General features: G+C 66.9%; 19 protein-coding genes. 1 reads left to right on the plus strand and 18 read right to left on the minus strand.

The window, feature by feature from the left end; translation table 11 throughout:
• The first annotated feature begins 46 nt into the window (after window positions 1-46).
• Complete coding sequence (gene alkB, locus ACNFCH_RS11720; protein ID WP_196164473.1) at window positions 47-691, plus strand: DNA oxidative demethylase AlkB; 645 nt, start codon at window positions 47-49, stop codon at window positions 689-691.
• Between the two features lie 88 nt (window positions 692-779).
• Here alkB and ACNFCH_RS11725 read toward each other — a convergent pair whose 3' ends face one another.
• The 18 genes from ACNFCH_RS11725 to ACNFCH_RS11810 form a co-directional block, all read right to left on the minus strand.
• Complete coding sequence (locus ACNFCH_RS11725) at window positions 780-1,619, minus strand: CsgG/HfaB family protein (protein ID WP_337157334.1); 840 nt, start codon at window positions 1,617-1,619, stop codon at window positions 780-782.
• A gap of 29 nt (window positions 1,620-1,648) precedes the next feature.
• Entirely contained in the window at window positions 1,649-2,068 is a 420-nt protein-coding gene (locus ACNFCH_RS11730) for a curli assembly protein CsgF (RefSeq protein ID WP_070090949.1), read from the minus strand.
• Window positions 2,065-2,466 (minus strand): curli production assembly/transport protein CsgE, encoded by a 402-nt coding sequence (csgE, locus tag ACNFCH_RS11735; protein WP_337157335.1) that lies wholly within the window; start codon window positions 2,464-2,466, stop codon window positions 2,065-2,067. The genes ACNFCH_RS11730 and csgE overlap by 4 nt, the downstream gene beginning before the upstream one ends.
• Window positions 2,463-2,990, minus strand: coding sequence for a type II secretion system protein (locus tag ACNFCH_RS11740; protein ID WP_337157336.1), 528 nt, complete (start codon window positions 2,988-2,990; stop codon window positions 2,463-2,465). The genes csgE and ACNFCH_RS11740 overlap by 4 nt, the downstream gene beginning before the upstream one ends.
• Complete coding sequence (locus ACNFCH_RS11745) at window positions 2,965-3,339, minus strand: type II secretion system protein (protein ID WP_043214435.1); 375 nt, start codon at window positions 3,337-3,339, stop codon at window positions 2,965-2,967. The genes ACNFCH_RS11740 and ACNFCH_RS11745 overlap by 26 nt, the downstream gene beginning before the upstream one ends.
• Window positions 3,340-3,344: 5 nt before the next feature.
• Complete coding sequence (locus tag ACNFCH_RS11750) at window positions 3,345-3,818, minus strand: type II secretion system protein (protein WP_323114735.1); 474 nt, start codon at window positions 3,816-3,818, stop codon at window positions 3,345-3,347.
• Window positions 3,815-5,668 (minus strand): secretin N-terminal domain-containing protein, encoded by a 1,854-nt coding sequence (locus ACNFCH_RS11755; protein WP_416742839.1) that lies wholly within the window; start codon window positions 5,666-5,668, stop codon window positions 3,815-3,817. Before ACNFCH_RS11755 ends, ACNFCH_RS11750 begins: the two co-directional genes overlap by 4 nt.
• Window positions 5,665-6,174: a hypothetical protein gene (locus ACNFCH_RS11760; RefSeq protein ID WP_337157338.1), complete on the minus strand. Its 510-nt coding sequence runs from the start codon at window positions 6,172-6,174 to the stop codon at window positions 5,665-5,667. Before ACNFCH_RS11760 ends, ACNFCH_RS11755 begins: the two co-directional genes overlap by 4 nt.
• Window positions 6,174-6,725 (minus strand): type 4a pilus biogenesis protein PilO, encoded by a 552-nt coding sequence (gene pilO / locus ACNFCH_RS11765; protein WP_196165426.1) that lies wholly within the window; start codon window positions 6,723-6,725, stop codon window positions 6,174-6,176. The genes ACNFCH_RS11760 and pilO overlap by 1 nt, the downstream gene beginning before the upstream one ends.
• Window positions 6,712-7,254 carry a PilN domain-containing protein gene (locus ACNFCH_RS11770; RefSeq protein ID WP_416742840.1) on the minus strand — a complete coding sequence of 181 codons (543 nt, stop codon included), beginning with the start codon at window positions 7,252-7,254 and terminating at the stop codon, window positions 6,712-6,714. Before ACNFCH_RS11770 ends, pilO begins: the two co-directional genes overlap by 14 nt.
• Before the next feature lies 1 nt (window position 7,255).
• Window positions 7,256-8,038: a hypothetical protein gene (locus tag ACNFCH_RS11775; RefSeq protein ID WP_070090957.1), complete on the minus strand. Its 783-nt coding sequence runs from the start codon at window positions 8,036-8,038 to the stop codon at window positions 7,256-7,258.
• Window positions 8,019-9,815 carry a GspE/PulE family protein gene (locus tag ACNFCH_RS11780; RefSeq protein ID WP_416742841.1) on the minus strand — a complete coding sequence of 599 codons (1,797 nt, stop codon included), beginning with the start codon at window positions 9,813-9,815 and terminating at the stop codon, window positions 8,019-8,021. Before ACNFCH_RS11780 ends, ACNFCH_RS11775 begins: the two co-directional genes overlap by 20 nt.
• Window positions 9,816-9,883: 68 nt before the next feature.
• The gene (locus ACNFCH_RS11785; RefSeq protein WP_196165430.1) at window positions 9,884-10,411 is read right to left on the minus strand and encodes a response regulator; all 528 of its coding nucleotides are present in this window, start codon (window positions 10,409-10,411) and stop codon (window positions 9,884-9,886) included.
• Window positions 10,412-10,677: 266 nt separating this feature from the next.
• Window positions 10,678-11,319 (minus strand): SurA N-terminal domain-containing protein, encoded by a 642-nt coding sequence (locus tag ACNFCH_RS11790; protein WP_337157342.1) that lies wholly within the window; start codon window positions 11,317-11,319, stop codon window positions 10,678-10,680.
• Between the two features lie 11 nt (window positions 11,320-11,330).
• Window positions 11,331-12,881, minus strand: coding sequence for an ABC transporter substrate-binding protein (locus ACNFCH_RS11795; protein WP_416742842.1), 1,551 nt, complete (start codon window positions 12,879-12,881; stop codon window positions 11,331-11,333).
• A 5-nt stretch (window positions 12,882-12,886) separates the two neighbouring features.
• Window positions 12,887-13,552, minus strand: a complete 666-nt coding sequence (locus tag ACNFCH_RS11800; RefSeq protein WP_416742843.1) for an SCO family protein — start codon at window positions 13,550-13,552, stop codon at window positions 12,887-12,889.
• The gene (locus ACNFCH_RS11805) at window positions 13,549-14,214 is read right to left on the minus strand and encodes an SCO family protein (protein ID WP_196165434.1); all 666 of its coding nucleotides are present in this window, start codon (window positions 14,212-14,214) and stop codon (window positions 13,549-13,551) included. The genes ACNFCH_RS11800 and ACNFCH_RS11805 overlap by 4 nt, the downstream gene beginning before the upstream one ends.
• Window positions 14,211-16,187 (minus strand): cytochrome D1 domain-containing protein, encoded by a 1,977-nt coding sequence (locus ACNFCH_RS11810; RefSeq protein ID WP_337157345.1) that lies wholly within the window; start codon window positions 16,185-16,187, stop codon window positions 14,211-14,213. Before ACNFCH_RS11810 ends, ACNFCH_RS11805 begins: the two co-directional genes overlap by 4 nt.
• Between the last annotated feature and the right edge of the window lie 4 nt (window positions 16,188-16,191).

Here is a 16,191-nt window from a genome sequence, read left to right on the forward strand (position 1 = left end):
GAGCCGTCGGCATTACAATGCGCGCAGACCCCACCGATGCCATCCCATGATCCAGTCCGACCTCGACCTGTTCGGCCCACAGCCGCAACGCCTGGCCAGCCACACCGTGCTGTTGCCAGGCTTCGCCCTGGCCGAGGTCGAGGCCATCCTCGATGCCCTGCGCCCGGTGCTGCGCGCAGCGCCGTTCCGGCACATGCGCACCCCCGGCGGCCTGCACATGGCCGTGGCCCTGACCAACTGCGGCGCCCAGGGCTGGGTCAGCGACGAGCAGGGCTACCGCTACAGCCCCACCGACCCCAAGTCCGGCCTGCCCTGGCCAGCCATGCCCCAGGCACTGCTCGAACTCGCCGATCGCGCCGCCTGCGCGGCTGGCTTCGACGGTTTCGTCCCGGATGCCTGCCTGATCAACCACTACCTACCCGGCACCCGCCTGACCCTGCACCAGGACCGTGACGAGCGCGATTTCGGCCAGCCGATCGTGTCGCTGTCCCTGGGGCTGCCGGCGGTGTTTCTATTCGGTGGGTTGCAACGTTCGGACCGGACTCAGCGGATACCCTTGAGCCACGGCGACGTGCTGGTATGGGGCGGTGAGGATCGGCTGCGCTATCACGGGGTGATGCCGATCAAGCCGGGTGTGCATCCGAGGATGGGTGAACGACGGATCAACCTGACACTGCGCAAGGCGCGTTGACGGTATACAGCGCTCTGACCTGTTCGCGGGTAAATCGCAGCGGCGGTTCGGCGCTCCGATTTACCCGCGAAGAGGCCAGTTCAGCCAATCACTGCTGCTGGTTCTGGCTCAGGAACTTGTCCACCTGCCCGTTGCCCTCCCCCGCATCCGCCACCTGCCACAACCGACGCTCGATGCCCTGGGCCAACAGGTGCCCCACCGCCGCCTCGATGGCCGAGAGCACGCACAGCTGGGCCGGTTCGTTGGTGGTGTAGCCCACCTCGGCTTCGAGCAGTTTCTTGAACTCGATGAACTTGAACACCCCAGCGCTGCGGCCGATCGAGTAGATGGTCTTGCTGGTCATCACATTGGCCAGTACCTGGCCGCTGCGCACATCCACCGCCCGCAGGTTCACGGTAACCTGGTCGACCCGGTACTCGCGGGACAGGTCGATCCCCAGGTAGCGGGCACCCTCCCCGCCGCTGCGCACGTTGGTGTCGTAGGCGATGATGCCGCCCTCGAGCATCAGGTTGGCCGCCTGCAGCGGTGGCAACTCGCCCTGGATGTTCAAGGGCGCGTCGGGTTTCTTCTGCGAGGCGCGGATGATCTTGCGCTCGGTCAACAGGTTCTGCAGGCCTTCGCGCTCAAGGACCACGAACCAGCCGCTGGCGCTCAAGGCGTCCATCAACATGCTCGCCGCGCCCTGGGTGACGCTGGTGGAGAAGGAGCTTGCCGGGGTCGGCTTGTACTGGCCAGTCTGGTCACGGAAGCCGTACACCACTGCCATCAGCCTGCCCTTGGGCCGTGGCATGTTGATCAAGTCGTAGTAGGTCGAGGCACGCGGGGTCAGGGTCGGGGTCTCCGTATCCTGTTCGGCGGGCATCGGCTCGCGCAGGCCGCAGCCTTGCAAGGTGGCGAGGATCAGCAGTGTGCTCAGCAAGCGTTTCATGGTCGTTCTCCCCTATTGACCCTTCCCTCTCAGGGGTTCAGGCCGCTGACCTCGATGATCGAGACTTCCCCTGTCGCACGGTCGGTGACCTTGATGCTGAGGGCCCCGGAATCGTCGATCACATCGATCAGGAACGAATCCGTAGAAAGGCTGCCGGTCTTGCCGTCGTTGATGTTGTCCAGCAACTGGGACAACAACCGCGACTCGAGCTGGTTGCTGAAGCGCTCCAGGGCCGAGGTGCCGGCGAAGGCCGAGGCGCGGTCCTTGAGGTCTGGGTCGTCATGGTCGTTCTGCGCCTGGGCGTTGTTCAAAAGCCAGGTGCCGTTGAGCGGGTTGCCGCCGAACGCGGGGTTGACCGGGGTGTACACAAGCTCCGTGGCCTGGGCGTGACCGGCGAAGGCGCCGGCCAGCAGGCAGACGGCGACGCACCGGGAAATGTGGTTGCTCATAGCTCGTCCCTCTCCAGATCAGTGGTGTCCTGCAGCAGCCGTTGCAGCTTGCGCTGGATGATCTGCTGCTTGACCAGGTCCGCCGCCGCGACGGCCTCGTCTTTGAGTTGCGTGGTGTTGGGCGGCAGGAAGCGCCGGTACAACACCTCGCGTTCGTATTCCACCGTCACCAGGCTGCCCCAACGGGCGTCGGGGCGTTCGCGCACCACCAGGTTGAAATCCAGGCGGCTCGTGGCGCGCAGGCGGTCGGTGAAGTCGTTGTAGAAGTCATGGCCGATGTGCGAGATGGTGTTGTCGACGATGAAACCCTTCATCTCGTCTTCGGCGTCGGCACGGGCCGGGGCGCCAGGCAAGGCCAGCAGCAGGCACAGGCAGCACAGCGCGGCAAGCGGTTTCATGGCGTATCTCCCGGGCCGCTGTGGGTACGGGCACCGCCGGTGCTCTCGGCGAATGGCTGCTCGGCGACGAACTGCCAGTCGCTGTAGTGCTCGAGCCCTTCGAAGCCGGACCACTGCGCATCGAAGCCGCTGCGTTTGAGGGGCGTGGCATCCGAGCGGCTGTGGACGCCGGTGATCCGCCCGTCCTCCGAACGCACCAGGCCCCATTCCTCGCCGTTGGTGATCGGGTCGGGGTACAAGCGGCGGATGTGCCGTTGCGGCGATGGGAAGCGGTTGTCCTCCAGCAGATCTTCCAGCGCCTGTGGGTACTGGGCCAGGCCTGGCGATGCACGGTAGTAGCTGCGCAGCGCCTGGGCGTACTGGCCGCCGATCCACAGCAGCTGGCGCTCGTGCTCACGCTGGGCGGCCGTGGCCCAGAGGGTGCCGGTGGCGGCCAGGGCCATGCTGCTGACCGCGATCAGAAACAGCACGCCCAGGTAGGTGAAGCCCGCGCAGGCCTTACCATTCGGCATAGAGGCTGCCATCGCGCGCCCTCCCCGTTGCCCCGCTCTTGATATCGGCCACCCCACCGGTCACACCCTCCGGCGGCGGCACCAGTTGCCAGGCATCGCTGCGCTCGGTGATCGGGTCCACCGGGGTGTTGCGCAGATAGCGCTGCTCCACCAGTTGCTCCAGGGACTCGGGGTAATGGCCGGTATCGCCGTAGTAATGGTCCAAGGCCTCGCGCAGCACGGCCAGGCTCTGGCGCAGCGTGGCCTCGCGGGAGGCCTCAAGGCTGTTGAAGTAACGCGGCAAGGCGATGGTCATCAGGGTGGCGATGATCGCCATGACCACCAGCAGTTCGATGAGGGTAAAGCCACGGTTGCGTTTCATGACCGTCACCATTGCCCGTAAGGGATGCCGTTCAGGCCAGTACCGGTGGCCTTGGAATACACATCGAAGACGTCCTTGCCATCGCGCGGGTTGTCGGCGCTGCTGTCGTAGGCGCGCAGGCCCCAGCCCCCTTCGTCCTCGCGCTTGGCCGCGACCAGCGGATCGTGGGGGATGCGCCGCAGGAAGTAGAACTTCGCCCCTTTGGCGCTGCGCACGTCGCGCACCCCTTCCACCAGTACGTCCAGGCTTGGCGGGTAGCCACTGCTGTCCAGGCGCTTTTCGATATAACCGGCATCGAAGGCACGCTTGTAGGCGTCGATGGCATCGCGGATCTGGTACAGCGCTTCACGCAGTTGCTGCTCCTTGCCCCGGCGCACCACGGTTTCGGTCAGGGGCGCGGCCATGCTGGCGAGCAGCCCGAGCAATGCCAGGGTCACCACCACTTCGATCAGGCTGAACCCCTGCTGCTGGCGTTTCATGGCCGTGGGCCCACTGGGGTGGTGACCGCGGCCGGCACGGTGGCGACCGCGCCGGTCGGCTCGGCCTCAGGCTGCGCGACCGGGGCCATCATCTGCTGACGCACCTGCAGGCTCGACTCGGTGCCGGTGGCGAACTCCATGTCCGATGGGCTCTGGTACGGCAGGTTGCGTACGATGCGCGGGGTGATCGCCAGCACCAGCTCGGACTTGCTCTTGTCGTCGCGGTTGCTGCCGAACAGCCGGCCCAGGCCCGGGATGTCGCCAAGCCCGGGAATCTTGTTGCCGCTGGAGGTCAGGTCGTTGCGTACCAAGCCTGCCAGCACCTGGGTCTCGCCATCGTGCAGGCGCAGGCTGGTCTGGGCGTTGCGGGTGTCGACCTGGACCGGGATGGTGCCCTGGCGGGTCGGCTCCAGCGGGGTGGCGTTGCTCACTTCCAGGGCTACCTTGATCGCCACTTCGTTGTTCAGGTGCACGGTGGGCTGCACTTCGAGCTTCAGACCCACATCCAGGTAGGTGACGCTCTCGGTGATTACCGGGCCCTGGGTCGACGGCACCGACGTGGCGCTGATGATCGGCACCCGCTGACCGATGTGGATGCGCGCCTGCTCACGGTTGCTGACGCGGATCACCGGGCTGGCCAGGGTGTTGATGTCTTTGTCGGCGGCGTTGATCTTGGCCTGGGGCGCCGGGGCGATGCTGATGCGGCTGGAGTCGATGCCGCGCAGCTGGTCAAGCACGCTGACCGGGTTGCCCTCGTCGTTGAGCACGCCGAAGGTGCTCGGCCATTGCAGGCCCAGGTCCAGGATGCGCGACCGGGCCACCTCCATCACCTCTACTTCCAGCACCACTTCCGGGTTGGACTGGTCCTGGGACTGCAACAGCTTCTCGGCCATGCGAATGGCATCGGGGGTGTCGCGCATGGTCAGGGTGTTCAGCCGCTCGTCCACGAACACATCGCGGGTCTTGAGCATGGTCTTGACCATGTTCAGCGCGGTGTTGGCGTCGATGCTGGTCAGGTAGAACGTGCGCATGACCAGTTCCTGGTAGTCCTTGGTCTTCTGCGGCGAGTCGGGGTAGATCAGCAGGGTGTTGTCGTTGACGATCTTCTGGTGCAGTTGGTTCTGCTCCAGCAGCAGGGCCACGGCGTCCTCGATGCGCACATCGCGCACGAAGATGGTGGCTTTCATGTCCGGGCGCAGGTCCTTGTCGAAGATGAAGTTGATCCCGGCGACCTGGGACAGCACCTCGAAGATGGTCTTGAGGTTGGCGTCACGGAATTCCAGGGTCACCGGGCGCTCCAGCTTGCTGCGCAACTGCGGGAACGGCTGCGCGGTGCGCGCCTGGACATTCTCGATGTCGCTACGAAGCGCAATGCCCTTCTGGTTTTGCGGATCCAGGCGCAGCACATCGCGCATATAGCGTTCGGCGCCGAACAGATCGCCCTGGCGCAGCGCCGCCTGGCCCATGGCCACACGCTCGTCGAGGTTGCGCACCAGCTCCAGCTGGCGAATGCCTTCCTGGGCCCGACGGTTGTTCGGCTCGATGGTCAGGACCCGGCCATAGCCCATGCGTGCGCTGGCAAAATCATGGCGGATGCGGTCGGCGTCGGACTGGGTCAGCAGCGCCTCGACGGCCTGCTGGCGGCCATGGGCCAGGGCAATGTTCAGCTCGGTGTCACGCGGGTCCTCCCGCAGAGCGTCCTCCAGCATGGCGATGCCCGCCTCATACTGGCCCTCCTTCATCAGTTCGGCGCTGTCCTTGCGCGTGCCGCTGGAGCCGCAGCCCGCCAGGGCCACGCACAATGCCAGCATCATGAACGGAGCAGGCTTGCACAACTTCGAAGGCTTCATGGTGCGCTCCCGACAGACAACGTCTGTGACTGGTGCAAAGGCAGGTAGACCAGGTCCAGCTCGGTGGCCGAGATCCGGTCGAGGCGGTAGGTGTGTTCGATCACATCGCCCTGACGCACGACGTAGAGCTTCTCGCCGCTCTGCAGGAACACCTGCAGGTCGTCGCGATCACCCAAACGGCCGACGAACTGGAACGGCAGCACCGGGGCGGTGGGTGCGGCCTCCACCACCGGCGCGGGAGCAACGGGTTGCTCAGTGACGGTGGCCATGGTTTTTGGCGCGGTCCATTGCTGGGCCGGGAACAGGTCTATCGAGACCTTTGTGTTTCCTTTCGCGGGTAAACCCGCTCCGGCAGGTTCTGTGCGGGTGCTGATTGTCGCGGCAGCGGGTTTACCCGCAAGGGGCTCGACACTGTCCTGCTGGCCGAACCAATGCCCTGGCGCCCAGGCCAGAGCGCCTGAAAGCCCGAGAAAGCCGACCCACATCGCCGCGCGCTGAGTGTTCATCACGACCTCGACAGGTAAAGGGTCATGCGCAGGCGACCGTTGAGCTCGCGCTCACCGATGCGCTTGCGTTGCAGCTCCAGGTCTTCGAGCACCAGGGTCGGCACCTGGCCGAGCAGCGCCTGGAGAAAACCGCGGATCTGCGGGTAGCTGCCGCGTACCGGCAGGACGATCTGGTAGCGCGCCAGTTGGGTCTTCGGGTCGACGCCCAGGGCATATTCGCCACGGGCCAGGCTGATGCGCTGGGCGCTGGCCAGGTGATACAGGCGCTCGATCAGCTCGCTGGCCTGGGGCTGGCCAGGCAGTTGCTGACGCAGGCTGTCCAGCGCCTGCTGCTCAGGCTGGACCGCCACCTTGAGCTCGCCGCGCTTGACCCGCTGCACCTGCACCTGGGCATCGGCCTCGCTGGCCCGCAGCTCGCGCACGGCCTGCCATTGCGGCAGTACCCAGGTGACGCCGACCAGCAGCGCCAGGGTGCCGACGGCGACCGCGGCGCAACCGACACGGCCCAGGCGCGCAAGGCGTTCATGGAGTATCAGGCTAGGGACGCGCATGGCCGGTCTCCCAGGTAGCGGTCAGGTTGAAGCGCACCGGATGCTCAGGTTGGCCAGCCACTACCTCATGGTTGAGCAGCGAGACATCGCGCAATTCCTCGCTGCGCTCCAGGCGCTGGTGGTACTGCAGCATGGCCTCCAGGTTGCGGGCTTCGGCGGCGATACGGACCTGGCCTTTGCGGGCGTCGGGGGTCAGGCTCAGCAGCGCCACGTCTTCCTGCGGCAGAGCCTCGAGCATGGCGAACAGTTGCTGCCACGGCCGCTGCAGTTGCTGGGAGACGCTGCGCATCTGCGCCAGTTGTTCGGCCTGCTCGCGGCTGGCGGCGCTGCTCAGGGGGGCGGCGCTGATCGGTCGACGCCCCAGTTGTTGTTCGAGCAGGTGGACCCGCGCCTGAAGGTCCTCCTGTTCGGTCTGCAAGTGCTGCTCGACCAGCAGCATCGCTGCCAGTACGGCGCACCCCAGGGCCAACAGCGACCAGGCGACCGGGCTGCTGGGTGCGGGCTGGAATTCCAGGTCGAGGCGGCGCATGTCAAGCCACCGCCCGCCACATGGCGCACAGCGGGTCGCTGTCGCCTGCCGGCTGGCACAGTTGCACGGCGGCCAAACGAGGCACATCCCCTCGCCCCGGCGCATGCAGGTAGACCCTGGGCAAGTGCTCGCCGTACAGCTCGCAGGTGCGCTCGATCAACGCCTGCAGCGCCTGGTCGTTGTCGGCGCAGCCCTGGGCCAGCACCTGTTGCCAGGCGCCGCCGGCGGCCAGCAGCAACACGCTGCGCCGTGGTTCGGCGAGCACAAAGAGAAAATCGCCCTCCTCCAGTTGCGCCGAGCAGCGGTTGTAGGCGGCCATCAGGTAGGGCTGGACCGAGCGCAGGCTCAGGCGGCTTTCCCGGCCCAGTGCCTGCAAGGCCTGCAACAGCGCTTCGGGCAAGGCCGTGGCGATGCGCGAGGCCCCTGCCGGCTCCGGCGAGAGCACGATGCGCCAGTCGTCCAGCGACTGGCCGTAGAGGTTCTCGAAACAGGCCCGGGCGTAGGCGTCCAGCTCACGCGGATGGCCGATGGCATCGCTCCAGGGCACCAGGCAGAAACGGCTGTAGCGTGCCGACAGCAGTACCCGCAGTTGGGCTCCCCGTGGCGCATGTTCGGCCAGCAGCTCGGCCAGGGCCTCCAGTGCCGGTGCCCAGGCCGGTTGGGCGGGGTCGCAGGTGAAGGCGCGGCTGCCCAGCCACTGGTGTTGGTTGGCGTGCCAGCGACCCAGGCCGACACCCTCGGCGCCGAGCACGGCGCAATAGCGATCAAGCGATAAATGTGACACGGTTGATCTCCTCAAGCGTGGTACGGCCCTCGCGGACCAGGTCCAGGGCAGAGGCGCGCAGCAGCCGCAGACCGCGCTGGCAGGCCAGCGACTTGATCTGCGACAGGGGCCGGCGCTCGACGATCATCTGCCGCAGGTCGTCATCCAGGTGCAGCAATTCGGCGATGGCACTGCGTCCGCGGTAGCCGCTGCCACGGCACTGGCCGCAGCCTTGGGCGCGAACGAAGGTCCATCCGGCCACGCCTTCGCGGGTCAACCCCGAGGCGGCCAGGGTTTCGTCATCCGGCTCGGCATGGACCGCGCAGTGCGGGCAGGCCAGGCGAATCAGACGCTGGGCCAGCACGGCATTGAGCGCCGAGACGAAGCTGTAGGGGTCGACCTGCATCTGGCTGAAGCGGCCGATCACATCGAAGACGTTGTTGGCGTGGATGGTGGTGAACACCAGGTGACCGGTCAGGGCCGATTGCACGGCGATCTGGGCGGTGTCCGGGTCGCGGATCTCGCCCACCAGGATCTTGTCCGGGTCATGGCGCAGGATCGAACGCAGGCCCCGGGCGAAGGTCAGCCCCTTCTTCTCGTTGACCGGGATCTGCAGCACACCCGGCAGTTGATACTCGACCGGGTCTTCGATGGTGATGATCTTGTCCACGCCGTGGTTGATCTCGCTGATCATGGCGTAGAGGGTGGTGGTCTTGCCGCTGCCGGTGGGGCCGGTGACCAGGATCATGCCGTAGGGCTCGGCGGCCAGGCGGCGCAGGGCCACCAGGGTGTGGTCGGCAAAGCCCAGGGCCTGCAGTTGCACACCGCTGACCCGGTCGGACAGGTCCTGTTTGTCCAGCACCCGCAGTACGGCGTCTTCGCCGAAGATGCTCGGCATGATCGAGACGCGGAAGTCGATCTGACGGTCGCCCACCGCCACCTTGAAGCGGCCATCCTGGGGCACGCGCTTCTCGCCGATGTCCAGCTCGGCCATGACCTTGATGCGCGAGATCACCTGCTCGGCGAAGGCACTGCCACTGGCCTTGCCGGCACCGTTGAGCACGCCGTCGATGCGGTACTTGATGGTCAGGCCCTGCCCGGTCATGCCCAGGTGGATGTCGCTGGCATGCTGCTTGAGGGCATCGTAGAGGGTCGAGTTGACCAGCTTGACCACCTTGCTCTGGTCTTCGCTGATGCTGGTCAGCGACAGGCGCTGCAGCGGGTCGGCCTCGGCGCCAGGTTCTGCGTCGTGGTCCAGGGCATCGACGGCATGGAAGCTCTCTTCCTGGCGGGCCAGGAAGGCGGCGATGTCGGCGGCGTGGGCCAGGTACAGAGGAGCGCCCTGCAGGCAGTCGTCGATCCAGGCCAGGCGGGTGTTGTCGAAGGGGTCGGCGAACACACCGAGGGTCTGGCCCTGGTGCTGAACCAGGATGAACTCGCGTTTGAGGCACTGCGCCAGGCTGACCTGCTCGAACAGCGGGGTGCTGGCGAACAGCGCCTGGCTGTCGAGCACGGGGTAATGGAGGGTGGCTCCCAGGCGTTGGGTGAAGGTGGCTGCGTCGTCGCAGGCCAGGCGCGCCAGGCAGCTCAGCAGGCGCTCGTCCCCGGCTTGCAGGCGGGCCTGGGCCAGCAGTTCGCGGGGATAGGCACAAATCCGGGGTGCATCGTTCGCGGGTAAAGCCGCTCCCACAGGCTCAGCGCGCGCCTCAAGGCAATGGAGATCCTGTGAGAGCGGGATTACCCGCGAAGGACCCTGTGCAGGCTGGGGGGCTTGGGCTGTATCGACGCCGTCTGACATGGCCTGCGACTCCGCTCAGGGGCGCGTCGCAGGCTGGCTCGGGGTTGCCGGGGTGGCCGCGGGCGCCGCTATTCCCCGGTGAGCAGTTCGTCGTCAGGTGTGGGAGGCTTCACGCCGTTGCGTCGGCGGTCGGCCAGTACCCAGCTGCCATCGTACATCTGCAGGGGGAACGTCTGGTTCCTGTTCTGGCGTCGTTCGACGAACCCCTCGGCCTGTGTGTCCGCTGCCCGGGCATGCTGCGGGTCGGTCAGGTCGGCTACCGCGCGGGCCAGTTCCGCCAATGGGAACGGCTTGAACAGAACATGGGTGACACCGAGTGCCGCGGCCCGCTCACGGACCTCGGCGGTCGGGTGGGCGGTGATCAGCACGAAATGACACTGCATGCTCCTGCGCACGGTCTCCAGGACCTCGAACCCCTCCATGTCGGGCAAGCGGTAGTCCAATACGATCACATCCGGTGCCAGGGCCTGTGCCTGGGCAATGCCACTGATACCGTCGTGGGCGACATGGACTTCCAGGCCTTGCGCCTGCAGGTAAGCCTGCAAATTCTGCGCAAGGGTCTGTTCGTCATCGACTACCAGTACTCTGTTCACCAAGGTCGACTCCCAAGAACTGCCCGGTTGCCCGGTCTGTGGAGTTCGGCCTTGTACAGGCTTGAGCATCCTTCGTGCCAGGCGTGAATAGTCATGTCGCACCACTGTAAGTCGTTGATTTCGCTGTATCACCCAATCCAGGCGTAGACCGGCTCCCCCACTTGCGGGGAAGTTGATGGCACTTTGCCCGATCGCTTACCCCCAGCATTGGGGAAATCCCCCTGCCGGGCAAGCCCACGGCTGCGCAATGTGCGAGCGGCCTCTCACATTCAGTCGGCAAGCTCCACCTTCGCGCCCTCGCGCAAGCGTTCGCGCACCGACTGACGGGCCTGGGCCTGCATTTCACCCACGAGCGCAAGCCTGGCCAAGGCCAGACCCTGCTCTCGTTCGACTAAGGTATTGGTACTTTGGTTCTGCATCCGTTGCAATCTTTCCTTGTTTGCCTGATAGAAGGCTTCCACTTGCGCAGAGGTGGGCTCATCGATGGCGGTCATCTGGGCATACAGTTGCTGCGCGGCCATCTCGTGACGAGTGTAGTCGGCGTACCCCGCCCTATCGAAGCCTGCCTCGGCCAGACGCTGCTCGAACACCGCGGGGCTGCCGAAGGCCCGTTCCAACTCACCGACGCGGGCCGAGACGTCGTCCTCGCTCACCACCACACCACGGCGCTGGGCCTCCTGCCACAGCAGTTCCTTGTCGATCAACTCGTCCAGGGCCTGGTCACGCAGACGCTTGTAAAGGCTCGGGCTACGGATGCTAGCGACCGGGCGCCCCTGATCCTGGAGGTATTCGGCGAAGTAACGCTCCAGGCGCATGCTGCTGATCTCGACACCATTGACCCTCGCCACAGGGACGTCCGCCTGGCTGATCGGCGCAAGGCCCAGCAATAGGCAAAGCAACAAGATACGCATGGTGGCCTCCTTCAGGGGGTGGCTGGCATCGGTTTGTACGCGGCGACGGTCTGGAACTGCGGCCCTGGCAAGGTCACCGCCACCACATGCGCACCGGCAAGGCCCTGGCGCCGACCTGGGCCGAACCCCAGCGCCGGCGTGAGTCCGGTGTCCAGGTCATGCAGCCCCTCCAGTGCGCGCACCAACTGCTCCCGGCTGGCGTCCCGCCCGACCTGCCTGAGGGCCTCGGTCATCAGCAGCAGCGCGCAGCGAGTGCTGACCTGCAACGACGCCTGCCGGCCATCGAGCCCTTGGCGCTGACGCAGGCCGTTGAGTGCGGCCCGCCCTTGCTCGGTCCAGTCCTGAGGCGTGAAGGGATAGGCCAGGAACAGCCGCTGCGACCAGTGGGCCGGCAAACCCGCCAGGGCACCTGCGACCTGGCTCGAGGCCGCGAACAGGTAGGGTTCGCGCCCTGCGGCCTGCTGCACCCTCGCCAATTCGCCGAACGCCTGGGCGCGGCCAAGAAAGACGATGCCCTCGCCCTCCACCGCCTGGCCCTCGAAGGCCTGCACCGGCGCCTGCGTCCAGCCGGCGGCGAGCAGCCGTTGGCGCAGCGCCTCGGCAGGCGCCGCCTGGTCGCTGCCGGCATAGACCACCCGCAGCCCGTCAGGCCCCAGCCCCAGGCGCTCGCGGGCAAAGCCGGCCAGGCTCAGCAGTTGCTCGGGCAGGCCTGGCAAAGGGTCGAAGATCTGCGCACTGGCGCCACTGCCGGGGGCACTGCCGACCAGGGGCACACCGCGTTGTTCGAGTGCGCTGGCCAGGCGCTGGTCGATCATCGGCGCCAACGGCGCAATGAGGGCGAAGACCTGGGCGTCATCGAGCAAACGTTCCAGAGCCTGTTCGGCGCTGGTGGGGGTCTGCCCTGGGTCGAGCACCACCAGCTCCAGGCGCCGGCCATGCAACCCGCCTTGCTGGTTGAGTTGCGCCAGGCCGTCCTCCAGCACCGCGCGCACCACCCTGCCCGCCTCGGCCAGTGGCCCGCTGGCCGGCAGCAAGGTCCCCAGGCGCAGCACGTGTTCTTCCACGCCCGGGTCGCGCTCCTGGCCCAGGCGCTTGAGGTAAGCGGTGAGGTTGCGCTGGTCGGCCAGGGTCAGTTCGAAACGGGGCATGGCGGGGTCCAGCCGGTTGCCTGCCGGGTCGACGCCCTGTCCGATGGCGCGGGCCAGGCTGGCCTCGGCATAGGCCGGGTAGCGCCGGCCATTGGCCTCACGCTCGCCCTGTCCCAGGGCCAGGCGCTGCCAATCCAGGCTCGGCGGGCGCACGCCACCTTCGGCGCGGCCACGGCCGTCGTTGCCATGACAGCTGGCGCACGGCAGCACACTGGCCGGCACGCTCATGTCACTGGCACCCACCCGGGCCATCAACTGCGCGTCGCTGCTCGACACCCCCTCGCGGTACAGGCGCTTGCCGGCCTGCTCCTGCGCAGTCAGGTCCAGCGCCTGCACCGCGTGGCACGCGCACAGCCCCAGCCACAACGCCAGCCACCTCCCTGTGGGAGCGGCCCCCGGATTGAAGAGGCGCATGGCACTCACCGTCCCGCCAGGGGCTGGGCCAGCAGTTGCATGCGCTGGGCAATGGCAACGGGCGGAGCGTCGGGGCGAATCTTGCTCCAGCGTTTGCCGGCGACGTCGCCGGCGATCAACTGGGTGGAATGCTGCTCGGGGCTGGGCAGGAACTGCCCGAGACGGCCCAGCACCAGATCGACATTGGCCTTGTCCCCGGTCAAGAACAGCCAGTTCGGCCCGTCCACGCCCTGCTTCTGGGCAAAGGTTTTGAGCGCCTCGGGGGTGTCGTTGAGCGGGTCGCTGCTGATGGACACGAAGGTGACCTGCCCGGCCAGCTCAGGGCCCATGGCGTCGCGCACCTCGCGCAGCTTGCGGGTGATCAGCGGGCAGGCGTCATTGCAATGGGTGAAGATGACGTTGAGCATCACCACCTTGTCCTTGAGCACATCGCTGTAGAAGCGCAGCTCGCGGCCGTTCTGGTCCTTGAGCACGGTGTCGGTGAACCAGGTCTGCGCATCGCGGGTGCCACCACCGCTGTTCATGGCCTGGGGCGCAGGCTGCGGCTGCGGCGCGCTCGGCCCATGACCGTCATGGGCCAGGGCCACCGAGGCGAGGATCCACAGACAGCCGACCAGGGTCAGCCAATCCAGGCCGCGCATGCCGGCGCGGCGAATCGTCGAGCTGCTCATGGCTGCACCTCCTGGCTGTCCGGGCCGCCGGCGATGGCGGTGCTCTTGGCGTGCACCCGACGGGCGCTGAGGCGGTTGATTTCGCTGATCAGCACGGCCGGATCGGTAAAGCCGTAGTACCGGGTCCAATGCCCGCTGCGCCCGTCACCGACCAGGATCAACGGCGGGTGCTGGCTGAGGTCGGCGCTGAAGCTGCCCAGGCCTTTGAGCGTCTCGGTGATGGCGTAGGGCGAGCCGGTCAACCAGCTCCAGCCCGGGCCATGCTGGAACGCCTTGGCATAGCCGAGCAGGCGCTTGGAGTCGTCGCGCTGGGGGTCGACGCTGATCGACACCAACTGGATCTCTTCGCCCACCCGCCCGCCCAGTTGCTGCTGGACCTTGGACATGATCGACGAGACCACCGGGCAAACCGTGGTGCAACTGGTATAGATGAAGCCCATGACCACCAGGCGGTCGCCCACCAGGTCCTTCTCAAGGCGCACCGGCATGCCGTTCTGGTCGAGCAACGACACATCGGCAAACTGCACGCTGGCCTTTTCCTGACGGGCTGCCGGCGGTTGCTCGGCATGGCCGCTGTGATCATGTCCGGCGTGGGCCAGGACGTGCTCGCCACCGAGCAGCAGGCTCAGGGCAAGCAGGTTGCAAGCGAGCTTGGCGTTCATCTGACACTCCTGGGTTCCCCTTGGGAAGCGGTAGGTGCGGCGGCCGGCAGGACGCGCAGGCTGGTGTAGTTCTCTTCGGCGAACTTGCGGCCCAGGGTCGGCGACTGCACATGCAGGTACCAGGCGCCCGCCTCGGCCAGGTGCAGCGCCCCCTGGTACACCCCGTCCCCCATCTCCTGCAGCGGCAGGTTGCGCGGCATCGAAGAAGGCGCCAGGAAGTAGCGCAGGCTCAGGTCGCGCAGGCCCAGGCGGGGCTCGCCGTCGTCACCGAGGATGCGCACGCGGGCGATGTAGGGGCTGTTCTGCAGCGCTGGTTGCTCGTCACCCAGGAACTCGGCATGCACCCCCTTGCGCTTGGCCGCGTCCGGCGCCGCCGAGATCTGGGTGCTGAAGCAGTGGATGATCTGCGGCTGGTTGAGCAGGAACGCCACGTCGAAGGTGCCTGCCGCCGGCAGTTTCACCGTCGAGCCGTACACCCCCGGGGCGATTTCGCGCAGGCTGCGGTCGACCACGATCGCCGCACGGGCCTGGTGCCCACGGTTGTTGTAGCCCGACATGGGGGCGTTCATGCCTTCGGCGTAGAAGTACGTGGTGTTGTCCACCGGGTTGACCACGAATACCGAATTGTCATCGCGGGCCACCGTAAGCCCCTGGGCCAACGGCAGGTCCCCGGCCTGACGCGGCGCGGCGGGACCGGCCTCGAAGCCCTGGACGATCGGCTCACGCCCCGCCCCCAGGCTGGCCAGGTTGATCATGCTAACCTTCGGCGAGGCCAGGCCGCGCACGTAGGCATAGCCCTTGGTAAAGGTCAGTTGGTACGGCTCGGCCGCGACCGGGATGCGATGGATCAGTTGATCGTTGCTGGCGTCGATCACCAGCGCCTGGTTTTCCAGGGTATTGAGCACGATGCCGTAGCGCCCGTCTTCGCTGAACCGCATCGGCCCCAGGCCCTGCTCGGCCTTGACCGTGTTGCGCACCTGGTGGCTGCGGGCATCGATCACCCGCACCGTGCCTTCCTTGCCATCGGCCACGTACACCGCCTGGGACAGCGCCGAATAGGCCACCGACAGCGGATGCGGGCCCACCTGCAGGGTCTTGGCCAGGCGCATGTCGGCGATGTCGATGATGCTCAGGGTGCCGGCGTCGCGGTTACTGATGAAGGCGTAGCGTGAATCGCTGCTGAAGGCGATCTCGTGATGCCCGGAGCCGGTGACGAAGGTCTTGAGCGTGGTACGGCTAGGCACATCGATCACCGTCACCCCACCTTTGGCCGGATCGTCACTGTTGTTGCCGACCCACAGCCGGCGCTGGTCCGGCTGCAGGGCCACCCGCAGCGGCTGCTCGCCCGCCTCCAGGTTGGCCACGCGGGTGAAGGTCTCGGTGTCGATCACCGCCACCTGGTTGCGCTCGGGCATGGACACGAACACTTGCCGGTCATCGCCGGTGGCCACCCAGTCCATTGGCCGGCCCGGCAGGTCGATGCGCGCCAGGGTGCTGGTGACCCCGCCGACCGAGACAGTGGGGTCGATCACCGTGAGGCTGGCGTCCTTGTTCAGCACCAACAGGAAGTAGCTGTTGAGGTCCAGCAACGGGCGCGCGCCAATGCTGCTCTTGAGAAACAGCGCCACCCGCGCCTTGCAGCTGCTCTCGCGATCGCCGGGTGGCGCCGACTGGGCCGGATCCAGCCAGGCGCCGGGTGCCATCCCCGAAAGCGGCTGGCCGCTGGTCTGGTCGCTGACCTTGAAGCGGATGTTGGCGAAGTTGCCCTCACGCAGCTCTCCACCATCGAGGGGCCGAGCCTCGAACTCCACGGTCACGCCGTCGCGGCTGAGCCGGTGCAGGCCCAAGGGGTCGGCCTGCTCCTGCAGCAGTTCGCGCGGGTCGCACCAGAGCTTGTCGTAGGCAAGGCCCAGGCCGATCAGCGTCACTCCCAGCATGACCCCCAGGTAGGCGGGGCGAGTCTTCTTGTTCATGCGC

The organism is Pseudomonas sp. NY15354, assembly GCF_048068075.1.
Classification (GTDB): domain Bacteria; phylum Pseudomonadota; class Gammaproteobacteria; order Pseudomonadales; family Pseudomonadaceae; genus Aquipseudomonas; species Aquipseudomonas guariconensis_C.

Bases quoted from the DNA above. Each gene is read 5' to 3' on its own strand.
- ACNFCH_RS11770 (WP_416742840.1), bottom strand. From the start codon at position 7,254: ATGCGCCGCCTCGACCTGGAATTCCAGCCCGCACCCAGCAGCCCGGTC.
- ACNFCH_RS11795 (WP_416742842.1), bottom strand. From the start codon at position 12,881: ATGCGCCTCTTCAATCCGGGGGCCGCTCCCACAGGGAGGTGGCTGGCG.
- ACNFCH_RS11805 (WP_196165434.1), bottom strand. From the start codon at position 14,214: ATGAACGCCAAGCTCGCTTGCAACCTGCTTGCCCTGAGCCTGCTGCTC.
- ACNFCH_RS11810 (WP_337157345.1), bottom strand. From the start codon at position 16,187: ATGAACAAGAAGACTCGCCCCGCCTACCTGGGGGTCATGCTGGGAGTG.
- ACNFCH_RS11750 (WP_323114735.1), bottom strand. From the start codon at position 3,818: ATGAAACGCCAGCAGCAGGGGTTCAGCCTGATCGAAGTGGTGGTGACC.
- ACNFCH_RS11745 (WP_043214435.1), bottom strand. From the start codon at position 3,339: ATGAAACGCAACCGTGGCTTTACCCTCATCGAACTGCTGGTGGTCATG.
- csgE (WP_337157335.1), bottom strand. From the start codon at position 2,466: ATGAAACCGCTTGCCGCGCTGTGCTGCCTGTGCCTGCTGCTGGCCTTG.
- ACNFCH_RS11780 (WP_416742841.1), bottom strand. From the start codon at position 9,815: ATGTCAGACGGCGTCGATACAGCCCAAGCCCCCCAGCCTGCACAGGGT.
- ACNFCH_RS11725 (WP_337157334.1), bottom strand. From the start codon at position 1,619: ATGAAACGCTTGCTGAGCACACTGCTGATCCTCGCCACCTTGCAAGGC.
- pilO (WP_196165426.1), bottom strand. From the start codon at position 6,725: ATGCGCGTCCCTAGCCTGATACTCCATGAACGCCTTGCGCGCCTGGGC.
- ACNFCH_RS11800 (WP_416742843.1), bottom strand. From the start codon at position 13,552: ATGAGCAGCTCGACGATTCGCCGCGCCGGCATGCGCGGCCTGGATTGG.
- alkB (WP_196164473.1), top strand. From the start codon at position 47: ATGATCCAGTCCGACCTCGACCTGTTCGGCCCACAGCCGCAACGCCTG.
- ACNFCH_RS11755 (WP_416742839.1), bottom strand. From the start codon at position 5,668: ATGAAGCCTTCGAAGTTGTGCAAGCCTGCTCCGTTCATGATGCTGGCA.
- ACNFCH_RS11740 (WP_337157336.1), bottom strand. From the start codon at position 2,990: ATGGCAGCCTCTATGCCGAATGGTAAGGCCTGCGCGGGCTTCACCTAC.
- ACNFCH_RS11790 (WP_337157342.1), bottom strand. From the start codon at position 11,319: ATGCGTATCTTGTTGCTTTGCCTATTGCTGGGCCTTGCGCCGATCAGC.
- ACNFCH_RS11760 (WP_337157338.1), bottom strand. From the start codon at position 6,174: ATGAACACTCAGCGCGCGGCGATGTGGGTCGGCTTTCTCGGGCTTTCA.
- ACNFCH_RS11730 (WP_070090949.1), bottom strand. From the start codon at position 2,068: ATGAGCAACCACATTTCCCGGTGCGTCGCCGTCTGCCTGCTGGCCGGC.